At 34.2% G+C, this 21,107-nt stretch carries 25 protein-coding genes, 1 pseudogene and 1 riboswitch; of the genes and pseudogenes, 14 read left to right on the forward strand and 12 right to left on the reverse strand.

The annotated features are described in order from the left end of the window. Positions 1 to 51: 51 nt before the first annotated feature. Positions 52 to 531, forward strand: a pseudogene (locus ACODS7_RS25355) (ABC transporter substrate-binding protein); the annotation flags it as partial. Positions 532 to 555: 24 nt separating this feature from the next. On the opposite strand, the gene ACODS7_RS25360 reads toward ACODS7_RS25355, so the two are convergent. Further along, complete coding sequence (locus tag ACODS7_RS25360) at positions 556 to 1,023, reverse strand: YusW family protein (RefSeq protein ID WP_016083988.1); 468 nt, start codon at positions 1,021 to 1,023, stop codon at positions 556 to 558. Between the two features lie 173 nt (positions 1,024 to 1,196). Here ACODS7_RS25360 and ACODS7_RS25365 point away from each other — a divergent pair, with 173 nt between their 5' ends. Genes ACODS7_RS25365 through ACODS7_RS25375 form a run of 3 tightly spaced genes read left to right on the forward strand, consistent with a single transcriptional unit; the run spans position 1,197 to position 2,531 of the window. Then, positions 1,197 to 2,099, forward strand: a complete 903-nt coding sequence (locus ACODS7_RS25365) for a helix-turn-helix transcriptional regulator (RefSeq protein WP_029441440.1) — start codon at positions 1,197 to 1,199, stop codon at positions 2,097 to 2,099. Positions 2,100 to 2,110: 11 nt separating this feature from the next. Continuing rightward, positions 2,111 to 2,302: a hypothetical protein gene (locus tag ACODS7_RS25370; RefSeq protein ID WP_016083986.1), complete on the forward strand. Its 192-nt coding sequence runs from the start codon at positions 2,111 to 2,113 to the stop codon at positions 2,300 to 2,302. Continuing rightward, positions 2,289 to 2,531 (forward strand): hypothetical protein, encoded by a 243-nt coding sequence (locus ACODS7_RS25375; RefSeq protein WP_043937310.1) that lies wholly within the window; start codon positions 2,289 to 2,291, stop codon positions 2,529 to 2,531. The genes ACODS7_RS25370 and ACODS7_RS25375 overlap by 14 nt, the downstream gene beginning before the upstream one ends. 45 nt (positions 2,532 to 2,576) lie before the next feature. Here ACODS7_RS25375 and ACODS7_RS25380 read toward each other — a convergent pair whose 3' ends face one another. From ACODS7_RS25380 to proC, 4 genes are all read right to left on the reverse strand, one after another. After that, on the reverse strand, positions 2,577 to 4,217 hold the full coding sequence (locus tag ACODS7_RS25380) for a peptide ABC transporter substrate-binding protein (RefSeq protein WP_243169026.1): 1,641 nt from the start codon (positions 4,215 to 4,217) through the stop codon (positions 2,577 to 2,579). A 406-nt stretch (positions 4,218 to 4,623) separates the two neighbouring features. Beyond that, the gene (locus ACODS7_RS25385; protein ID WP_243169027.1) at positions 4,624 to 6,264 is read right to left on the reverse strand and encodes a peptide ABC transporter substrate-binding protein; all 1,641 of its coding nucleotides are present in this window, start codon (positions 6,262 to 6,264) and stop codon (positions 4,624 to 4,626) included. 132 nt (positions 6,265 to 6,396) lie between these two features. Continuing rightward, a riboswitch (SAM riboswitch) is annotated at positions 6,397 to 6,501 on the reverse strand. A 152-nt stretch (positions 6,502 to 6,653) separates the two neighbouring features. Continuing rightward, the gene (locus ACODS7_RS25390; protein WP_000604196.1) at positions 6,654 to 7,487 is read right to left on the reverse strand and encodes an aldo/keto reductase; all 834 of its coding nucleotides are present in this window, start codon (positions 7,485 to 7,487) and stop codon (positions 6,654 to 6,656) included. Between the two features lies 1 nt (position 7,488). Further along, positions 7,489 to 8,292, reverse strand: a complete 804-nt coding sequence (proC, locus tag ACODS7_RS25395; RefSeq protein WP_243169028.1) for a pyrroline-5-carboxylate reductase — start codon at positions 8,290 to 8,292, stop codon at positions 7,489 to 7,491. A gap of 186 nt (positions 8,293 to 8,478) precedes the next feature. Here proC and pnuC point away from each other — a divergent pair, with 186 nt between their 5' ends. Beyond that, the gene (pnuC, locus tag ACODS7_RS25400; RefSeq protein WP_016083980.1) at positions 8,479 to 9,129 is read left to right on the forward strand and encodes a nicotinamide riboside transporter PnuC; all 651 of its coding nucleotides are present in this window, start codon (positions 8,479 to 8,481) and stop codon (positions 9,127 to 9,129) included. Positions 9,130 to 9,197: 68 nt separating this feature from the next. Here the strand turns inward: pnuC and ACODS7_RS25405 are convergent, their stop codons facing one another. The 3 genes from ACODS7_RS25405 to modA all read right to left on the reverse strand — a co-directional run bounded on the left by ACODS7_RS25405 (position 9,198) and on the right by modA (position 11,835). Continuing rightward, positions 9,198 to 10,049 (reverse strand): GRP family sugar transporter, encoded by an 852-nt coding sequence (locus tag ACODS7_RS25405; RefSeq protein ID WP_000353546.1) that lies wholly within the window; start codon positions 10,047 to 10,049, stop codon positions 9,198 to 9,200. 299 nt (positions 10,050 to 10,348) lie between these two features. Continuing rightward, positions 10,349 to 11,023 (reverse strand): molybdate ABC transporter permease subunit, encoded by a 675-nt coding sequence (gene modB, locus ACODS7_RS25410; RefSeq protein WP_029441445.1) that lies wholly within the window; start codon positions 11,021 to 11,023, stop codon positions 10,349 to 10,351. Between the two features lie 5 nt (positions 11,024 to 11,028). Beyond that, positions 11,029 to 11,835: a molybdate ABC transporter substrate-binding protein gene (gene modA, locus ACODS7_RS25415; protein WP_029441446.1), complete on the reverse strand. Its 807-nt coding sequence runs from the start codon at positions 11,833 to 11,835 to the stop codon at positions 11,029 to 11,031. A gap of 160 nt (positions 11,836 to 11,995) precedes the next feature. Here modA and ACODS7_RS25420 point away from each other — a divergent pair, with 160 nt between their 5' ends. Beyond that, the gene (locus ACODS7_RS25420) at positions 11,996 to 12,916 is read left to right on the forward strand and encodes a substrate-binding domain-containing protein (RefSeq protein ID WP_016083977.1); all 921 of its coding nucleotides are present in this window, start codon (positions 11,996 to 11,998) and stop codon (positions 12,914 to 12,916) included. A 63-nt stretch (positions 12,917 to 12,979) separates the two neighbouring features. On the opposite strand, the gene ACODS7_RS25425 is transcribed toward ACODS7_RS25420, so the two are convergent. Both ACODS7_RS25425 and ACODS7_RS25430 read right to left on the reverse strand, forming a co-directional pair. After that, complete coding sequence (locus ACODS7_RS25425) at positions 12,980 to 13,081, reverse strand: DUF3948 family protein (protein WP_001060018.1); 102 nt, start codon at positions 13,079 to 13,081, stop codon at positions 12,980 to 12,982. Between the two features lie 254 nt (positions 13,082 to 13,335). Continuing rightward, positions 13,336 to 14,202, reverse strand: a complete 867-nt coding sequence (locus ACODS7_RS25430; protein WP_000423024.1) for a LysR family transcriptional regulator — start codon at positions 14,200 to 14,202, stop codon at positions 13,336 to 13,338. A 127-nt stretch (positions 14,203 to 14,329) separates the two neighbouring features. Between ACODS7_RS25430 and ACODS7_RS25435 the strand changes: the two genes are divergently transcribed. Continuing rightward, a complete protein-coding gene (locus ACODS7_RS25435) occupies positions 14,330 to 15,298 on the forward strand; it encodes a DMT family transporter (RefSeq protein ID WP_016083974.1) in 969 nt (322 codons plus the stop codon). A gap of 21 nt (positions 15,299 to 15,319) precedes the next feature. Beyond that, positions 15,320 to 15,460, forward strand: coding sequence for a YrzO family protein (locus ACODS7_RS25440; protein ID WP_000894065.1), 141 nt, complete (start codon positions 15,320 to 15,322; stop codon positions 15,458 to 15,460). A gap of 60 nt (positions 15,461 to 15,520) precedes the next feature. Here ACODS7_RS25440 and ACODS7_RS25445 read toward each other — a convergent pair whose 3' ends face one another. Further along, positions 15,521 to 15,616, reverse strand: coding sequence for a DUF3948 family protein (locus tag ACODS7_RS25445; RefSeq protein WP_001059387.1), 96 nt, complete (start codon positions 15,614 to 15,616; stop codon positions 15,521 to 15,523). Positions 15,617 to 15,953: 337 nt separating this feature from the next. On the opposite strand from ACODS7_RS25445, the gene ACODS7_RS25450 reads away from it, so the two are divergent. After that, positions 15,954 to 16,559, forward strand: coding sequence for a lysophospholipid acyltransferase family protein (locus tag ACODS7_RS25450; RefSeq protein ID WP_000277778.1), 606 nt, complete (start codon positions 15,954 to 15,956; stop codon positions 16,557 to 16,559). Positions 16,560 to 16,631: 72 nt separating this feature from the next. Here ACODS7_RS25450 and ACODS7_RS25455 read toward each other — a convergent pair whose 3' ends face one another. After that, positions 16,632 to 16,727, reverse strand: coding sequence for a DUF3948 family protein (locus tag ACODS7_RS25455; RefSeq protein WP_001059999.1), 96 nt, complete (start codon positions 16,725 to 16,727; stop codon positions 16,632 to 16,634). Positions 16,728 to 17,032: 305 nt separating this feature from the next. Between ACODS7_RS25455 and ACODS7_RS25460 the strand changes: the two genes are divergently transcribed. From ACODS7_RS25460 to ACODS7_RS25480, 5 genes are all read left to right on the forward strand, one after another. Further along, a complete protein-coding gene (locus ACODS7_RS25460) occupies positions 17,033 to 18,010 on the forward strand; it encodes a LacI family DNA-binding transcriptional regulator (protein ID WP_029441447.1) in 978 nt (325 codons plus the stop codon). A 161-nt stretch (positions 18,011 to 18,171) separates the two neighbouring features. Continuing rightward, positions 18,172 to 18,501, forward strand: a complete 330-nt coding sequence (locus ACODS7_RS25465) for a PH domain-containing protein (protein ID WP_243169029.1) — start codon at positions 18,172 to 18,174, stop codon at positions 18,499 to 18,501. Positions 18,502 to 18,619: 118 nt separating this feature from the next. Then, complete coding sequence (locus ACODS7_RS25470) at positions 18,620 to 19,456, forward strand: YitT family protein (protein ID WP_000248045.1); 837 nt, start codon at positions 18,620 to 18,622, stop codon at positions 19,454 to 19,456. A gap of 138 nt (positions 19,457 to 19,594) precedes the next feature. Next, positions 19,595 to 19,951, forward strand: a complete 357-nt coding sequence (locus tag ACODS7_RS25475) for a YxeA family protein (protein WP_016083971.1) — start codon at positions 19,595 to 19,597, stop codon at positions 19,949 to 19,951. A 735-nt stretch (positions 19,952 to 20,686) separates the two neighbouring features. Further along, positions 20,687 to 21,107: TatD family hydrolase (locus tag ACODS7_RS25480; protein ID WP_488827864.1), on the forward strand; the 421-nt coding region annotated here is incomplete at its 3' end.

Here is a 21,107-nt window from a genome sequence, read left to right on the forward strand (position 1 = left end):
TTCAAAGGTTAGGAACTGAACAATTGTTAAAATATTAAACGTAACTTATATACATTACCTGAAGTAACATTAAAATTCACTACAGATACACAACATAAAAAAGTAGCAGAAGCAATGCAAGAAATGTTTAAGAAAAATCTTGGTGTAGATATTAAATTAGAAAATAAAGAATGGAAGAGTTACATCGACACATACAAGCAAAGTGATTTCCAATTAGCTTATATGGGATGGGGCGGCTCTTTATTAGATCCAATTACTAAACTAGATTTATATGCAGGTGATGGTCCGAATAACTATGCAAAATGGCATAATAAAGAATTTGACGCTTTAGTAAAAGAAGCAAAAGTTGAACAAAACGAAGATAAGCGTTTTGACTTATTGCATAAAGCGGAAGATATTATGTTTACAGATTCACCATTAATCCCAATTATTTTCCCAAGTGCTTCATATTTACAAAAACCATCAGTATCTGGTGTTCAGTTCATTATCGGTTCTAGTCCAGAACTAAGATACGCAAAAATTAAAAAATAAAGAAGTAGGCAATCGCCTACTTCTTTATTTTATTTCTCTTTTGTATTCTTTTTTCGTTCCATCAGAGAAGACAACTTCTAAATCGAATTTTTGGTAGTCTTTATCAAGTTTGAACACGTTCGCTACTTGATCGATTACTTCTTGGTCAGGAGTATCTTTATCAAATTTTAATTCTTGTAGAAGTGGGCTTAATTTTGTGATAGCCTCATCTCCTGTTAATTTTACATCTGCTTTATGATCTTCAATTTTTGCTTCCATTTTTTTATCAGCTGCTACATTTTTATAGTCTGCTTCGTAGTCTTTCTTAGTATCTTGGTAGTCTGCCTTTAAATCGAATTCATTGAAATTTAGTTTTAAATCAGCAGGGGCTTCATTCTTTGCCTCTTCTGTAGTCTTTTTATTAGAAGTCGTGTCTTCCTTTGCAGGAGCTTTACATCCTGTTAATGCAGGTACTAGCATAAGAGCTAATAAAACTGATAGTAAAATTCTCATTATAAATTCCTCCTTATGTAAATTTGTTCTATACAAGTTTTTCCTAAAATCATGTAATTATGTATGTGTTGAAAATAAAATTTTGACTTGTAGCTTCAAGGATTAATCCGCAATTTAAATCAAAACTGATTTGTATGTATATGGTAAATTGAAGTTGTGAGGGAGGGACTAAAATGCATGAAGAATATAAAGAGATAATAAAAAAATCAATTGAATATATAGAGAATCACTTACATGAGGAGCTTACAACAGAAAGAGTGGCATCTCGCAGTGCGGTATCGATGTACCATTTTCATCGTATTTTTCAAAGGTATATTGGGATGAGTGTAACGGATTATATTCGAAAGAGAAGATTAACTCATGCTGCACAGGCTTTAGTATCGACTGAAAGACCTGTTATTGATATTGCAATGCAATATGGTTTTTCCTCACAAGAGGCCTTTACGAGAGCTTTTAAAAGAATGTTTCAATTGCCACCAAAGAAATATCGAAAGTACTTCCAGTCATTTTATATAGAAAGAGGAGAGGGTGTTTCAATGCAAAAAGGTATACCGAAAGGATGGATCTTAAGTGGAAGTCATCCTGCTGAATATGAGATGGGTTTAGATTATGAAGTTGTCCATCAAGGGAAAGTATCTGCATACATAAAAGCAAAAGAGAATGTTACGCACGGAGGATTTTCAACATTAATGCAAATGTTCCGAGCAGATAAATATGTAGGGAAGAGATTACGTTTTACAGCGTTTGTTAAGAGTGAAAGCGTAAGAGATTGGGCAGGATTGTGGATGCGAGTAGATGGAAAAGATACAGAACCGCTCGCTATGGATAATATGCAAAATCGCCCCATTAAAAATACGAATAACTGGCAATCGTACTCGGTTGTATTAGATATAAAAGAAGGAGCGCTTGGTATTGCATTTGGTGTTTTATTATCAGGAGAAGGTTGTGTGTGGCTAGATAGTATTCGATTTGATGAAGTGGATGGAAAAATTCCTTCAACAGATTTGGCTGAAAACTTTTATGAAACACTCCTAGAAGAGCCGGTAAATCTGCAATTTGAAGAGATAGAAAAGTAAGGAGAAAAGATATGTTCAAATATGTAAAACTCATAAGCATTAGTTTAGTAGTATCTTCTTGTATTATGGGGATTAACTATTTGATTAGCTATCTTTGGTCAGGGCATATACCTTCTTTGACGTGGAGAACATATTTGATGTTTGTGTTTATATTTATGATGAGTTTTGGTTCAATGCAAAAAGAGAGCTATGAAGAGAATTGATAATCTTTTTGTTTGCCTTCTTATTATTGATACGCAAATATTTATCACTAGATTAGGGGGATTTCCCGTAACAGACGGTTATCATACAATAATATTTGGTGAAGTTGATTGGGAGAGAAATATTATTGTATTATTACTTATTGTACTAGTTACAAAATGGGTAGCAGGAATTACCATAGGTATAAAAGGGATGGTAAAGAGAAGTAATTCTATAATTAAAGAAGCATAAAATAAAAAGGTATCCTTCAATTGGATACCTTTTTATTATTACTTATTATTTTGCAACTTCTGTCCACTTGTAGTTAAATTCACCGCCGAAGTCAGTTGTTACAAGTCCTTTAATGAAAGAGCGTTGTAAGTAAGAACGACCTTGTTGGTATAAAGGAGCGACAGCGCCGTCTTGTAATAGAATTTTTTCAGCCTGCTTCATTGCTTCAAAGCATGCTTTTTCATCGCCAGCTAAATCTGTTTTCACTTTATGAATGAGCTCATCGTACTCTTTGTTAGAGTATTTATCGAAGTTATAAGCACTATCTGTTGTAAATAAATCTAAGAATGTAATTGGATCAGCGAAGTCAGGGCCCCAGCCATCAATACCAATTTCATAGTCACCACTTAACAGTAGTTTTAACTGCTGTTTACGTGGTTGTGGTTTTAAATTCACTGTTAATCCATCTAAGTTCTTTTCTAGTTCACCTTTTAAATATTCACCAGTCTTTTTAGCTAAAGCATTATCACTTGTTAAGAGTTCAATTGTTACTTTGTCAGTACCAAGTTCTTGCTTCGCTTTTTTCCAGTTTTCTTTCGCTGTTTTCACATCATCTTTCACTAGATTTCCATTTTCTTTACGGAAGTCGTTGCCATCAGGACTTTTTGCAAATTTCGCAGGAACCATTCCTTCAGCTGGAACAGCACCGTTATTTAAAATTGTTTCTACGTATGCTTTCTTATTCATTGCTCCGTTAATAGCAAGGCGTGCATGTTGATTTTTTAATGTTTCATTTTTTTGATTTAGTCGTAAAAATTGAATGCCAACTTCAGCGCGTTCTTTGAAGTTTGGATCGCCCTTATATTTATCAACAAACTCCGCAGTTAAAGCAACGCGATCAATTTGTCCTGAATCATATAAGTTAACTTCTGTAGACTTATCTTTAACGACATTGAAGTTGATTTCTTCTAATTTTACAGTTTTAGCATCCCAATAGTTAGGATTCTTCTTCAATTGGAAGCTTTGCTCATGTTTCCAGTTATCTAATGTGAAAGCACCGTTGTAAATTAAATGATTTGTTTCTAAACCGTATTTATCGCCTTGAGACTTTAAGTAATCTTCATTAATTGGTAAGAATGTTGAGAATGTCGTTAAGCTTAAGAAGTAAGGAACAGGACGGTCTAGTTGTACTTCTAAAGTTTTGTCATCAACAGCTTTAATACCTAATTGATCAACCGGTAATTGTTTTTGGTTTATTTGTTTCGCATTCTTTATATCGAAGAATAAGAATGCATATTCAGCTGCTGTATCAGGATTTACGGCACGTTGCCAAGCGAAGACGAAGTCCTTTGCTGTAACAGGAGTACCGTTTGACCATTTTGAATCACGCAGATGGAATGTATATTTTGTTTTATCGGGACTAATGTCGACCGACTCAGCAACACCAGGAATCGGTTTATTATCTTCTCCCATTGCATATAAACCTTCAAAAACATTTCGCATTACATTCATGGATTCCCCATCCGTTGCTTTTGCAACATCCATTGTTGGAATTTCTGAAGCGAATGATAAGTTAATTGCCTGTTTATCAGGTACTTTATCGTTTGCTTTCGCTCCGCTTGCATTATCTTTATTTCCCCCACAAGCAGTTAGTAATAGACTTGCCCCTAAAACAGATGCAACAACAGGTACAACTTTTTTCTTCATTGTTCGTTCCTCCCTAAATGTGTTGTTCGTAACGTCATAATGTCCATGTCTTGAAGTAGAGCTATAGAAGGAGATAAAACCTATTATAAATATTTGTTTATAGGTAATCAGGTGTTCTATATGTATATACATGTTGAGCTATAATCTATCGTTATATGTTTCAACGTAGTAGACATTATATTTTGATGGTGAAATATTTTGTTTCTTTGATTATTTAGAATATTAACACTGGAAAGAACTATATGTCAATAATAAAAATAGAATGTTAATTTCTTGGAATAATATATTAAAAAAGTAGATTCTCTTGTGTGAGAGAACCTACTTTTAATATATTTTGCTAAAAAAACAATTGGTGAGGGCTAATAATAAGTGGGGATGAAGAACCCCCACTTATTACGGTTTTACTTTATTTTTCAATTTTTGCCCACTTGAAGTTTAATTGACCTGCAAAGTCTACTTGTACAATTCCTTTCACATAAGAACGTTCTAAATAAGATTCGCCTTTTTGGTAAAGAGGAGCGATAACAGTGTCTTTAAATAATATTTTCTCGGATTCTAGTAATGCTTCCCAGCGAGCTTTTTCATCACCAGCTAAAGTTGTTTTCACTTTTGCTATTGTTTCATCGAATTCCTTACTAGAGTAATGATCTAAGTTATAAGGGTTATTCGTTGTAAATAGCTCAAGGAATGTAATTGGATCCGCAAAGTCAGGGCTCCAGCCATCAATTCCGATTTCGTAGTCACCTTTTAATAAAAGCGAAACTTGTTGCTTACGCGGTTGCGGTTTTATATTTACTGTTAAGCCATCTAAATTCTTTTCTAGTTGTCCTTTTAAGAATTCACCAGTTTTCTTATCAAGGTCAGCATCACTCGTTAATAATTCTAATGTTATCTTTTCAGAACCAAGCTCTTGTTTAGCTTTTTCCCATAACTTTTGTGCGGATTTTGTATCAACTTTTGTTAAATCGCCGTTTGCAGTACGGAATTCTTTTCCTTCAGGTCCTTTTGCAAAGTTTTTTGGAACGAGACCAAATGTTGGTGTAGAGCCATCATTTAATAACGTATTTACAAAGGATTTTCTATCAATTGTTTGATCAATTGCTTGGCGTGCAGAAACGTTTTGAAGTACTTTGTTTTGTTGATTCATACGTAAAAATTGTACGCCTACGTTTGGACGTTCTTTAAAGTTGGCATCTTTTTTATATTTATCAACGAAGTCAGATGTTAGTTTTATACGGTCTAATTGTTTTGACTCGAATAAATTTACTTCTGTTGATTTTTCTTTTACGACGTTAAAATTGATTTCTTCTAGTTTGACAGTATCTTTATCCCAATAGGTAGGGTTCTTCTTAAATTTAAAGCTTTGTTCGTGCTTCCAATCGCTTAGTGTAAAAGCTCCATTGTACAAGATTGTATTATCTTCTAAAGCGTACTTATCACCTTGTGCTTTAAAGAATTCCTCGTTAATTGGTAGAAATGTTGGGAACGCTGTTAAGCTAATAAAATACGGAACAGGACGTTCCAATTCTACCTCAAACGTATGGTCATCAACTGCTTTTACACCAAGTTGGTCGGCTGGAAGTTCTTTATTGTTAATTTTTGTTGCATTTTTAATATCAAAGAATAGAAATGCGTATTCAGAGGCTGTTGCTGGATCTACGGCTCTCTGCCAAGCGAACACAAAATCTTTCGCTGTAACAGGAGTGCCGTTTGACCATTTTGAATCTCGCAGGTGGAATGTGTATTTCGTTTTATCGCCACTTACTTCATGAGATTTTGCAACGCCAGGGACAGGTTTGTTACCTTCACCAAGATTATACAAACCTTCAAATACGTTTCTCATTACTTGACCAGAATCAGTATCTGTAGCACGGGCCGTATCCATTGTTCGTATTTCAGTAGGTGAAGATAAATTTAAAACCTGTTTACTAGGTGCCTCGTCTTTTGCATTTGCTCCGCTTGCTTCGTTTTTATAACTACCGCAACCAGTTAATAAAATACTTACTCCTACAACTGATGCAATACCGGGTACAAACTTCTTTTTCATTTGATTTTCCTCCTAAATAATTAAGTTTGGATGATGATGAGGGAAATGAAAAATAAAAAATCCCTCTTTTCATATTGAGAAAGAGGGATTTTTACGTACAAGTTATGCACCCGTATATAAACGAAGTCCCTCATTCTATCTTTCAAGCATAAAGCTTGCAGGAAGTGGCACAGTATTCAAAATGAACCTGCTGCCGAGGTTTCAAAGGGCCAGTCCCTCCACCTCTCTTGATACAATGAGTAAACGAATAAATTTTATTAATTTTTGTGTTTCTTTGATAATTCAAAATCTTACACCTTGAACAATGAAGTGTCAACCAAATGAAATATAGTTTAAATTTTCAGTTTTCTTAAATAAAAAAACCACTGCATATGGCAGTGGTTTTTCGCTTAGAAGTTAAAGTTATCTGGATCTGGACCAACGCGACGATCTTCATTTAAAGCTTGAATTGCTTTCATATCATCAGCACTTAATTCAAAGTCGAAGATGTTTGCATTTTCAATAATGCGATGTTCTTTAATTGATTTAGGGATTGTTACAACTTCGTTTTGTAAATCCCAGCGTAAAATAATTTGCGCAGTTGATTTATTATATTTTGTCGCAATTTCTTGTAACGTTGGATTATCTAGTAGTTGTCCTTGCATTAATGGTGACCAAGCTTCAAGCTGGATGTTATGTTCTTTACAGAATGCATGTAACTCTTCTTGTGCTAAACGTGGGTGGTATTCCACTTGGTTGACCATTGGCTTAATTTCAGCAATTTCAAATACGTCTTGTAAGTGGTGAATGTGGAAATTACTCACACCGATAGCGCGAACACGGCCATCTTTATAAAGTTTTTCTAATGCTTTCCATGATTCAGTATATTTCCCTTTTACAGGCCAATGTACTAAATATAAGTCTAAATATTCTAGACCTAATTTCTCTAATGTAGTTTCAAATGCTTGAAGTGTTGTTTCATATCCTTGATCGCTATTCCATACTTTTGAGGTAATAAATAATTCTTCACGTGAAACACCTGATTCACGAATCGCTTGTCCAACGCCCTCTTCATTTTGATAGATTGCTGCAGTATCGATGCTGCGGTAGCCATTTTTAATTGCTGCTTTTACAGAATCAATTACTTCTGAACCATCTTCTACTTTAAAAACACCTAAACCAAACCAAGGCATTTTTACACCGTTATGTAATGTTGTATAGTCTTTTAAACTTGTTAAAATCATATTATTTCCCCCTAGCTTTTTTGTTTGTTGCTTCTACTGCTTTTTGAATTGCCTCTGAAAAATTATATTCGTATAAAGTTTTGAGACCCTCAGCTGTGGAACCACCTGGCGTTGTTACTTGTTCGCGGAGGTTAGCTGGATCTTGCGTTTGTTCGAGCATAGAAGCAGAGCCAGAAATTATTTGAATGACAAGATGTTTTGCGGTTTCTTCATCGACTCCATAACTTTTTGTTGCTTCAATTAAGCTTTCAGCAAAGTAATAAAGGAAGGCTGGTGCACTTCCAGTAACTGCAGTAAGCTGATGGACTTCTTCCTCAGTACAAAGTTGCGAAGTACCAATACCTCTTAAAAGCAGTTGCAGGGTTTCTTGATGCATCTCGTTTACTGATTGTCCCATTGTATATAAGGAGATAGACTTTCCAATTTCAGCAGCTGTATTAGGCATAATCCAAGCAACAGGCGTGCCTTTTGGGAGTCTAGCTTCTAAATAAGATGGTCCAATGCCAGCTGCTACTGTTACGACAAGTTGATTTGATATTAACGGAGATAGCTCAGCTAATAACTCTTCATGAGCAGAAGGTGGCATTGCTAAAACAACCGTATCGACAGATGTAATATGCTGCTTCCAATCCGTTGTAATAGACACATTATATCGCCTTTGTAATTGTTCTAACTTTTCTACGTTGCTTCGGTTAGAGATGATAATTTCTTCGATGTACTCTTTGCTTGTTTTAAGTAATCCGGAAAATATAGCTTCTGCCATACGACCAGCACCAATAAATAAAATTCGATGTTTGTTAGGCATATCCTTTATTCCTTTCTAGTAGAGATATGTTATAAAAACGATATCATCTTTAAGAGAATTTTGTAAAAAGAAAAGACTTACCGTAGATGGAATGGATAATGAGAAGGCGGAAATTCATGGTAAAGGAAAGGGCTATTCCTTATACTGGTGATAGGGAATTTATTACACATCTGGGGAGAGATAAATATGGTTAGAAGTCCACTTTTTTTACTTGTTTCTAGTATTATTTGTGTATTAGTTGGATTGTATATTCAATCGAGTTATATTGAAATTTTTGCATCAATTATGGGGATCATTAATGTTTGGTTATTAGCGAGAGAAAAAGTATCCAACTTTTTATTTGGCATGATTACTGTTGCGGTATTTCTATACATTTTTATTACACAAGGTTTATATGCAATGGCAGTATTAGCTGCTTTTCAATTTATCTTTAATGTATATGGTTGGTATTATTGGATTGCACGAAGTGGGGAGGGAGAGGTAAAAGCAACAGTTCGTTTAGATTTGAAAGGGTGGACTTTTTATATAAGTTTTATTTTAGTTGCTTGGATTGGTTGGGGTTATTATCAAGTCCGTTATTTAGAGTCAACAAGTCCATATTTAGACGCTTTAAATGCTGTATTGGGACTAGTGGCTCAATTTATGTTAAGTCGAAAAATATTAGAAAACTGGCATTTATGGATTTTATATAATGTAGTTAGCGTTGTAATTTATATTTCTACTGGTTTATACGTCATGCTAATATTAGCTGTTATTAATCTCTTTATATGTGTAGCTGGTTTGCTAGAGTGGAAGAGTAATTATAAGGGGCAAGAACATACAAATAATTATATCTAGAAAAAAATTAGAATTAAAAAACCCCCTGAAGCATATATGCTTCAGGGGGTTACTAATAGAATATAAGATTATGCTTTTGTCATACCAAGTAATACAGCGCCGCCGATAATTAAAACACTACCTAGTGCAATAAAGATCAATTGACGTTTTGTTTTCTTTTCACCTAAGAAGACAATTGCGCCGAATGTTGAGATAACGATTCCAGTTTGAGATAATGGGAAGCTTGTTGCTACTCCAACACGTGGTAATGAAAGAAGTAAGAATAAGTTTCCAGTTCCCCATAGTAAACCAGATAAAGCATTACGGATTGCATATTTGTTAAATGGTTTATGTTTAGACGTCAGTACAACCGCACCAACAAACATACCAACTGCTTGTGGTAAAATAGCAGACCAACCGTCGATATTATACCAACGAATAATAATTACATATACAAGATAGCCGAAAGTAGAAACAATTAAAGTAAGAAGACCTTTTTTCAATTGTCCTGGTGGCTGAGCATTTTCTTTATCATCTAATGATGTGAATACAACACCAACTACGATTAATAGGATTGCAATCGTTCCCAGAATGATCGTTGTAGTAGTAGTCCACTCACGGAAAGCGATAACCCCAAAGATAGAAGTTGCAACAAGTTGCATGCCAGTAGAAATCGTTACAGTAGTTGAAACACCTAGTTTTTCAACTGTTTTTAATTGGTTTACTTGTCCTAAAGCCCAGAATAAACCTGAAATAAAACCAACAATTAAGACTGTCATTGTTAAAGCTGGTTGAGTAAATACATACATGATTGTTGCGAAGAATAGAGCACCGATTGTCATACCTACCGTTTGGCTATATGCACCACCGCCCATTTTTACGCTTACTAATAAGATGTTTCCCCATGCAATTGCAGGAAGAAGCGCTAATAAAATGTCCATTACAAGACTCCCTTCGGTTTTCTATACCAATATAATTACATATCGTTCTAACGATCGGTAATGCCCCACTAATAGAGTAGAAGATTACCGATCGCTAAAACAGGATGAAGAACTTACGATATAAATGCGTTTTCATTTCTTCATTTTTTGAAACACCTCCATATAATAACAGGAAATTGCCTATTTTAGAAAGTGAATTCAAATAAAATGTATATTTTAATAAAAGGTAAAATTCAGTTATTTCCCGATGGTATATTTTATTTCCTAAGAAATAAAGAAGCAGCTTCAAAAAAGCTGCTTTAAGAATTACTAATTCTTTTATTAATAAGCTGAATGCATAGGAGAAATGCGAGTGACATACTAATAGTGATAATCACAAGTGTCCAGGCGAGTTGCATATTACTTGCGTCAATGGCCATGTAAATTGCAGTTGGGATTGTCTGTGTTTTACCAGGAATATTCCCGGCAAACATGAGTGTAGCACCAAACTCACCGAGCGCGCGGACAAAGCTCAAAATCATCCCGCTTAGTAAGGCAGGAAATGCGAGCGGAAGTGTAACGTGCAGAAAAACTTGATATTCACTTGCGCCAAGGTCACGAGCACTTTCTTCAATTTGTACATTTGCGATAGAAAATCCCGTTTTTGCTGATTGGTACATAAGCGGAAATGCAACAACTGTAGAAGCGATAATCGCAGCAGTAGATGTGAACATAATAGACTGCTGAAATAATGATTCGATCCACTTTCCGATCGGGCTGTTGTTTCCAAACATGATAATGAGAAAGAAGCCGATAACAGTTGGTGGAAGTACCATTGGTAATAAAAAAATGGTTTCTAATAGTACTTTATATCGCCATGAGGAGCGAGCTAATACTCGCCCGACAATCGTCCCTAAAATTGTAACGAGAATAGTGGCGCAAGCAGCTACTCTTAAAGATAGAAAGACAGGCGATATAATAGCATCAATGCTCATAGTAATTACGACAGGACTGTAAATCCATATTTCTTAAAGATAGATTGTGCATCTTTTGACTGCAAATACTCATAAACTGAAGTCGCCTCTTTCTTATGTTTAGATTCCTTTATAACACCTAAAGGATAGTGGATTGGCTCATGAGAAGTAGCTGCTGCTGTCTCACCAATCTTTACTTTATCTGAAATGAGAGCATCTGTTTTGTATACGATACCAGCATCGACATTCCCTGTTTCTACATATGTTAACACTTGGCGAACATCTTTTGTAAATACGACTTTATTTTGAACATCATTCCAAAGGTTTTCGTGTGTTAGAGAAGCCTTTGCATATTTTCCAGCAGGTACAGATTCAGGTGTACCAAGTGCAATTTTTTTGATTTTCTCATCTTTTAAATCTTGAAATTTTGTAAGAGAGCTATCTTTAGGGATGACTAGAACTAGTTCATTTCCAAGAAGATTTTTCCCCTCTTTTTCATTAATGAATCCTTTTTTTACAAGGGTTTGGAATTTATCTTCTGCTGCAGAGAAGAATAAATCAGCAGGTGCACCTTGTTCAATTTGTTGTTGAAGTGCTCCAGAAGCACCGAAGTTAAAAGAAAGTTTAATATTTGGTTCTTTTTCTTTATATTGTTTTTCAATTTCTTTTAATGCATCTTGTAAGCTTGCAGCAGCTGAGATAGTAAGTTCAACTGTTTTATCCTCTTTAGCAGCTGACTTTGTATTCTTTTCCCCACTTGTACAAGCAGCACTAAATATAAGAAGGAAAGAAAGTATAAGTGCCCCAATAGAACGTAATGTAAATTTATTCATAAAAAAATCCCCTTTCGTTTTGACATATCTAATTATAACTAATTATAACTAGATATAACTAGTTATAATTGAATATAATTTGAACGATGTAGTTGTTTTTTAATATAGGAGAAATATTCTTTTCTTTGTTACAATGAAGGAAGAAAGTGAGGAATCGTCTATGGATCATCATTCCTACACAACGGAAGAAGTAGCGAAGCGATTAAAAGTATCAAAATTAACTGTATACGACTTAATTAAAAAAGGAGAACTGCCTTCTTATAGAGTTGGTAGACAGATGCGCATTGATGCAGCAGATTTAGATCAATATATAAAACAAATGAAAACAGGAAAGGTACAAGTTACTCCTGTAAAAAACGATGGTAGTAGTATCTTGAACACGTGTATTATTAGTGGTCAAGAACTAACGTTAGATATGTTAGCTAAACGTATAGAAAACCGTTTGCCAAGTTCTAATGTTTTAAGGGCGTATCAAGGTAGCTTAACAAGTTTAGTGAAAATGTATCAAGGAGAAGGAAGTATCGTTAGTTTGCATTTGTTTGATGGTGAAACGGGTACATATAATGTTCCTTATGTAAAACGCATTTTAGTAGGACAGCCATGTATTATGATTAATTTATTGTCCAGAAATGTAGGGTTTTATGTCCAAAAAGGAAATCCGAAGAAAATAAAGACATGGGCCGACATATCCGGATCCACTATAAAGTTTGTAAATCGAGAAAAGGGTTCTGGTATTAGAGTGTTAGTGGATGAACAATTACGAATCCAAAAATTAAATAAAGCTGATATTAGTGGATATGAATGGGAAGAATCGAATCATCTGGGTGTTGCCACGCAAGTTGCAAATGGAAAAGCTGATGTAGGAGTAGGTTCAGAAAAGTTTTCGCAAATTGTAAATGTGGACTTTATTCCAATCATGAAAGAACAGTATGATTTAGTAATTTTGAAGAATAAAGAAAATGAAGAGCTGATTGAAGTCATGAAAGACATTCTGCAATCGGAAGAATTTCATAATGAATTAAATGCAATTGGCGGATATGATATTACGAAAACAGGTCAAATTATATATGAAACAAACTAAAAAGCTGCTTGTCTATAAGACGAGCAGCCTTTTCTATATAAAGGGGTTTGGGGAAACAAAGTGTTAAACAAGACCTTGAGCAAGTGTATAAATGAAAGCCGTAAGAAGAGTAGCTCCACTTGCAAGTCCGATAAAGTCTGATTTGTTGAAAGTAATGTTGTTCATTATAATCTCTCCTTATTTGTTTAATGTAGAAGCAACAGCTTTTGCATCGACAAGTGCGGATAGCACCATGCCCATTGTATTTAAAAATTTATTTGATTTCATATTGTTCATCATGCGTATCCGCTCCTTTTCGAATTGTTGTTGCCCTGCTTATGTCTTAATTATAGGAAATATGTCCACTTGCAACTATCGAATTAGCTTACGAAAGACTTACACTTTTGTAAGAAAAAAAGACATTCATGTAAGAATGTCTTTCACAGCATATTGATATGATGATGTTCTTCAATTGTTTTTAAAAAACTACGCATTGAATTCGTCATATAGCTATCTTTACGGCGTATGAAAACCGTTGAAATACTGCCGTATTTTTCAGGGATTGCATGACAATGTACCTTACCTGCTTTAGAAAGATGATGGACAGCAGACTGTGGTACGAGTGTAATTCCGAGGCCGAGTGCAACGCTGTTTAATATTGTCTCTAATATATTGAATTCCATAATTCTTTTTGGTAGCAAACCTTCGTCTTTCAGCCATCGTTCTAGTTTGGAACGGTATCCACATCCTTGGTTAAAAACGAGTAGAGGCGTTGTTGTAAATTCTTCTATATGAAAAGCTTTATTTTGTGTTACAAGCATTAATTTTTCTGTACTAACATCGTATTGTTCGATTAGTGGATGTTTAATAGGACCTGATATAAAGGCACCATCTAATTGATGATCAAGTACTTCTCTAATCAATTCTTCTGTTAGACCCGCTTGTAATGATAAATCGACATTCGGATAGCTTTTATAGTAAGAAGATAAAATGGTAGGTAATGTACTTACTGTTTCTACTGTACCGATTTTTAATATACCGGAGGGTGTTTCACTATCTAAAAATACTTGTTTTAGTTCGTCGACATCTTGCAAAATTTTATTAACATAAACGAGCATTTTTCTTCCTTCAGCTGTTAAAGTCATGCCTCGTTTATGGCGGTAAAAGAGTGGGGTTTTTAATTCGTTTTCTAGTTGTTTAATACGTGCAGTTACATTTGATTGTACATAATTTAATTCCTTTGCTGCGTTACTTACACTACCCTGGTCGGCAACGCTTTTAAAGATTTGTAAGTCTCTTAATTCCATTTTGTAATCCCCCTTGATGTTAACTATCATTATAAATGATAGTTAACATCATTTTGAATCATTTTACGTGATATATTTTTTCTTTTACAATTCTCTTTGTGCAAATAGAAAGAAACGGGGGATTGCGGTGAGAAGAGGTCAAATGATAATAGGGGCTTTAGCTTGTTTAATTGCGAGTATGTCATGGGGAGCGATGTTTCCAGTTGCTGATCATGCGCTAGAATACATAGATCCATTTTATTTTTCGCTTATTCGCTATGGAGCGGTGGCGATCGTACTGATTGTATTGTTGTTAATGAAAGAAGGAAAACAGGCATTTCGTTTAGAGGGAAGAGGAAAGTTACTCGTCTTTTTTGGAACGATGGCATTTACAGTATATAATGTCCTCATATTTTTAGGGCAAATGTTAATGGGTAAGTCGGGTGTAATGGTAGCTTCCATTATGGAAGCACTTATGCCGATGATTTCTATTTGTATTTTATGGGGATATAAGCATATAAAACCGAAGAAGTATATGATAACGAGTATGGTTATTGCTTTTGTAGGAGCTGTGTTTGTTATTACAAAAGGTGACATGAGTTTCTTTGTAACATTGAAAGATAATATGTTCTCATTAGCATTTATATTTATTGGTGTTGTAGGCTGGGTTATTTATACGATGGGTGGTCAAACATGTAGTGATTGGTCAACATTACGTTATTCTACGTTGACGTGTGTATTCGGTACGACTGTTACAGGAATTATAACGGTAATTATTACGTCGCTTGGATATATTTCAGTTCCGAGTATGGGAACGATTTCTATTGTAAAATATGATTTGTTATTTATGATGACATTGCCAGGTATTGTAGCGCTACTTGCTTGGAACTACGGTGTGAAAATTTTATCATCCATTAATGGGATTTTATTTATTAATTTTGTACCAATTACGACTTTAGCTATTATGATGATGCAAGGGTATCAAATCACAATGTTTGATATTATAGGGACTGTACTTGTTATTGCAGCGCTTATTCGCAATAACGTTTGTCAGAGAAAAGAAGAAAATATAAATAAGAGAGTTTTACAAGAAGAGCAATTACGTCAAGCTGTTTAATAGGCAAATGGAGGATTTCACATGTTAGAAAGTTTATTGTTTTTCTTCGCCGTCGGAGTTGCCTGTGAGCTTGCGGCAATTAATCGAAATGGTCGTAAAAAGATAAAACAACAAGCTGAGCTGATACAGCTTTTAAAAGAATTGAAAGAAAGAAAAAATTAAAAAGACGACCGGGCATAGACGGTCGTCTTTTTCTATATAAAGGGGAAAGGGGACACAAAGTTATACAAGCGTAGCAGCGTAAATGAAAGCAGTAAGAAGAAGAGAGCCGCTAGCTAATCCTAAAAAATCTAATTTGTTAAAAGCAATGTTATTCATAATACATTCTCCTTACTTGTTTAATGTAGAAGCAACAGCTTTTGCATCGAAAAGAGCTGATAATACCATGCCCATTGTATTTAAGAAATTGTTCGTTTTCATTTTGTTCATCATATTGATCCACTCCTTTTCGAATAATTGTTGCCCTGTTTCTGACTTAATTGTATGAAATATAGTAAGAAGTAACTATCGAATTAGCTTACAAGAAAATTACACTTTTGTAAGAATTGAAATTTAACAATTCATCCTTAATTTTATTACCAACTCCTAAAACTTAGTGTTATAATTATTATAAGAATATGATTATACTTCGGATGTTTAGAAAGGAACGAAACAAATGTATAAACCAATTACATTTTTGTTGAAATATATATTTAAAACAGCTGGGAAAGTAGAAGTACAAGGAAGAGAAAAGCTACCAGAAGGTGGACCGTATGTTGTTGCGTGTACACATACAAGTTTTATGGATGTATTAATGTTAGCTACAGGGATGTATCCAACTCAAATTCATTACATGGCAAAAAAAGAGTTATTTGAAGGTAAATTCAAAAATTGGTTCTTTAAAAATGTAAATGCATTCCCTGTAGATCGTGCGAATCCGGGACCAAGTACACTTAAAATACCATCACGTTTATTAAAAGAAGGAAAGGTAGTAGGAATTTTTCCGAGTGGAACGAGATCAGCGGAAGATGTTTCATTAAAAGCGGGTGCTGTGACAATTGCGATGCGTTCTAATGTTCCGTTAGTACCAGCAGCTTATGTTGGTCCATCAAGTGTAAAAGAATTAATAAAGGGGAAAAAGGCACAATTGATTTTTGGAGATCCAATTCAAATTGAGGCTGGAGAACAAATAGATCGAAAAACCGCTATGAAAATGATGACAGATCAATTAAATGAGAAGTTTGAGGAGTTAAAAGAAGCTTTGCAATCAAATCAAAAATAAGAAAAGACGACCGGGCATAGACGGTCGTCTTTTCTATTACTATTTATAATAAAGGGGAAAGGGGACACGAAGTTATACAAGCGTAGCGGCGTAAATAAAAGCAGTAAGAAGAATCGAGCCACTAGCTAGTCCTAAAAAATCTAATTTGTTAAAAGTGATGTTATTCATAATATATTCTCCTTACTTGTTTAATGTAGAAGCAACAGCTTTTGCATCAATAAGAGCGGAAAATACCATGCCCATTGTATTTAAGAAATTGTTTGTTTTCATTTTGTTCATCATATTAATCCGCTCCTTTTCGAATAGTTGTTACCCTGTTTCTGACTTAATTGTATGAAATGTTGCGGAAAGTCACTATCGAATTAGCTTACAGAAAAATTACACTTTTGTAAGAGAAACGAATGAAGGTGTAATGATAAGAAGATTTGACATATGTTCCTGAGATTCATTAAGTTAAAGGTAGAGGTGAGTGTATGGCTAATATTAAAGATATTGCAAAGATGGCGGGAGTTTCAGTTACGACTGTTTCGAGAGTGTTGAATGATCACCCATATGTAAGTGAAGAAAAAAGAAAAGCGGTTATAGAGATAGTTGAGAAATTGAATTACTCGCAAAACGCAAATGCTGTTCATTTATCAAAAGGAAAAACGAATATTGTTGGTGTGATTTTACCGTATATTAATCATCCGTGTTTTGATGCGATGGTGAGCGGAATGATGGAGACTGCGTTAGCGCATAATTACAGGGTGCTACTTTGCCAAACGAATTATAATAAAAAAGAAGAAATGAAAAGTTTACATATGTTAAAAACAAAACAATTGGATGGTCTTATTATTTGTTCACGTGCAAATGATTGGGAAACGATAGAACCGTATGCTTCTTGCGGCGCAATAATTGCTTGTGAAGACAATGATATTTCAAACATCTCAAGTGTATATACGAATCATTCAGCGGCCTTTCAATTAGGAATGGATTATTTGATTGAGAAAGGTTATAAAAAAATTGGTTATTGTACGGGAAGAAAATTAGGGCCGAGTAGTCAAAAGCGTTTTGATGTTTATAAACATCAATTGCAATCTATAGATGAAGAGGTTAATGAAGAATGGATTTTTACAGAATGTTTTACACTAGAAGATGGTGTGAAAGTAGCTCATAAGTTAAAAGAGATGCAGGATCTTCCTGAAGCATTAATAGTAGCAGGCGATGAGGTTGCGATTGGGGTTATGACAGAGGTTGAAAAATTAGGCATTCAAGTTCCTGAGGATTTAGCAATTATTGGCTTTGATAATCAACCTATCTCACAAGTGTTACAACTGACAACTATTGATCAAAATTTAAAGGAGATAGGGAAAACTGCTTTTGAAATGTTGCATAGAAAAGTGAATGACGAGAGTTCTGAACAAGAAAAGCTGGAAATTCCATACGAACTTGTGGAACGCTCTACAGTTTAATTTTAATCCGTTATGTGTATAATCGCATAACGGATTATTTTTTTGAAATATCTTTGACAGGAAACGCGTTTCATACTTTATAAAGGAGTTAAACCGGTTTGTAATAATCCATGGATTCTTTTCAAGTGTTAATGCAATGAATAGAATTTGGAGGAATATGCATGAATGAACTTTTATCGAGTATGAAAAAGTATGTAGATGATGATGAAAAGATTCTGGCTTTTGTGGTAGGGATATTTGAGAAGGATAATTTTATATTATCGTATCAACATGGGGTTTTTGTTGCCACTACTAGACGTCTCCTTTTTTACGGGAAATTTCCGTACTATTCTTCAACATTTAAAGAGTATTCATATTTGCATATAGATAGCATAGATTTTCATCCGTATTTTGAATTTACTTGTAATCATGAAACCATTCGCGCTAAGTATATTCAGAAAGGGAATGTGGAGCAATTTGTCCTTGCAGTTAGAGCAAATATGAATAATTAATCACCCCTCTGTTTAAACATAATATTTCAATTTTTAACAGGGAAAATGCGGAATAAAAACCACTTCTAAACCTCTAGGAGATAGTGATACAATGTCAAATGGGGGGAGGGTATGAACTATGGTTAATCAACGTATAAAGGAAATAACACTAATTACAATTGGTTCATTATTATTCGCAATTGGTATTAATTACTTTGCAATTCCAAACCGTTTATCGGAAGGTGGAATTATTGGTTTAACGGTTGTTACGTACTACTTATTTGATTGGTCACCAGGAATTGTGAACTTTGCTATAAATGCAATTTTACTAGCTGTTGGTTATAAATTTTTTGATAAGAAAACAATGATTTATACAATTTTAGGGATTGTAGAAACATCTTTGTTTTTATACGTTACAGAACATATTGAGTATCATGTAAATAGTGATACATTATTAGCAGCTTTATTTGCTGGTTTATTTGTGGGTATTGGATTAGGCTGTATGTTCAAAGCCGGAGGTACATCGGGAGGATCAGCAATCTTAGCTCAGTTAGCAAATCAATATTTAGGTTGGAGCGTAGGTAAAGGCGTACTAATTATTGATATTGTTGTAATTGCTGGTTCTGTATTTATAATAGGGCAAGAAAAGGCAATGTATACACTTGTAGCTGTGTTCATCGGAGCGAAGGTGATTGATTTCATTGTAGAAGGAATGGACACAAAAACGGCTGTTACGATTATTTCGAATCAACCAGACTTAATTCGTGAGGCTATTACGAAAAATATGACACGCGGTGTTACTGTATTAGAAGGGCGCGGCGGATATACTGGTAAAAATAAAGAAGTTTTATATGTTGTTATTAATAAACAAGAGCTTGTTAAGTTAAAACAAGTTATTAGTCGGGTAGATGAAGATGCTTTCGTTGTTATACATGATGTACGTGATGTGCTTGGCGGTGGCTTTAAAGCAAGCTAAAAGGTGAACGAGTAAATTCGTTCACCTTTTTTAATTCTTACAAAAATGTAAGTGTAATGTAATGAGATTCAATAGTAGATTTTATTCCCCCTTTTTAAAATGGATGTATATATATCCTGCAGAGGAGGAATGTTTATTATGAAGAAAAAAATGATCACTACTATAATAGCGATGATAGTGATAGTAGTAATGTTACTGCCTACGAAACTTGGACCGGTTATCGATAAATATAATCCACTGTATAAGACGAAAGAATACTATACGGTTGTGAATACAATTGGTCAGCATATTGGTGATGAGTGGTATGAATATGAATTTATTGCATTCGATGAACGTGGTAGAGAGCAGAAAATAAAGAAAACGGTTAAGCATATGTTAAAGAGAGATGAAGCATTAAAGGTTTTTGCAAAAGGACGTTACGGTGAATCGATTGAAGAAATTGAGGTTGCAAATATTCCTATAAATGCGAAGAGCAAACTTTTAACGATGAGATAGTAAAATATACCCCCAGCTATTTTTTGTCGAAAATAAAAATACTGGGTAAGGGTATTTTTGAAATTAACAAAAAGCCTTAGTCCATATAGACTAAGGCTTTTTTATTATATAAAGGGGAAGGGGGTACATTGTAGTAGCATAGGTGAAAGGTATAAGAAGAGTAGCTACTAGCAATGTAATTTGGTTATGTGAGTGTTCTTCTTATTTGGCTTACTTTCTAACTTTATTGTACGAAATATAAGTAAGGGAAACTATCGAATTACATTACACATAACTTACAAACATGTAAGCCTTCTGTAATGTAATTCGATAGTCAAAAGATAGTAATTTTCATATAGTGTAACTAGAAAGTCTCAATATATTACTTTCTGTTTGTAATGAAGAATGAAAAACCAACTAATTTTTAATAATCCTCATCTGAATAAAGATGGGGATCTTTTTTAAACCTTACAACATTGTAAGGTTTACGTAAGTTAATTCGATAGTAAATTTGTCATATTTTTTGCATAATAGATACAGATAGAAAAATAATTAGGGATCTAGTAAGAAGGGAGAAAAATGGGATGCGTAAAGAAGAAGTAGTGAAGTTACCAATTAAAGATTTCTGTAGCTACTTTACTGTTGCCGTAGTGTGTATTGGATTATTTGATATCATAACAAACTTAATTGTTAAATAATATAGATGCTAAAACAAGAAAGGAAGTCCTTTCTTGTTTTTTTTATGGGGGCATAAAGATGAAATGGATTGATAGTCATATACATGTTGATCAATATAAGGATGAAGAGAAGAGCAGATTACTGAAAGAGGTGGAAAATAGTAATGAAATAAAGGGGCTTATTGCGGTATCTATGAATTATCAATCTTGTAAGGAAACGTTATCTTTAGCGAAGAAGTATCCCTTTATATATCCAGTGATAGGGTTTCATCCAGAGCAACAGATTCATAAAGAAGAGTGTGAACAGATTTATCAACTTATTGAACAGAACGCAGAGGAAATTGTTGCGATTGGTGAAGTAGGTTTGCCCTATTATTTGAGAAAAGAAGATGAAAGAATTGCTGTAGATTCATACATAGCTGTATTGAAAAAATTTATAGAACTAGCTGTAAATGTCAAGATGATCATGTACATTTTCACTTGTTTAAGCATGTACAAAT

Source organism: Bacillus sp. FG16, assembly GCF_057809515.1.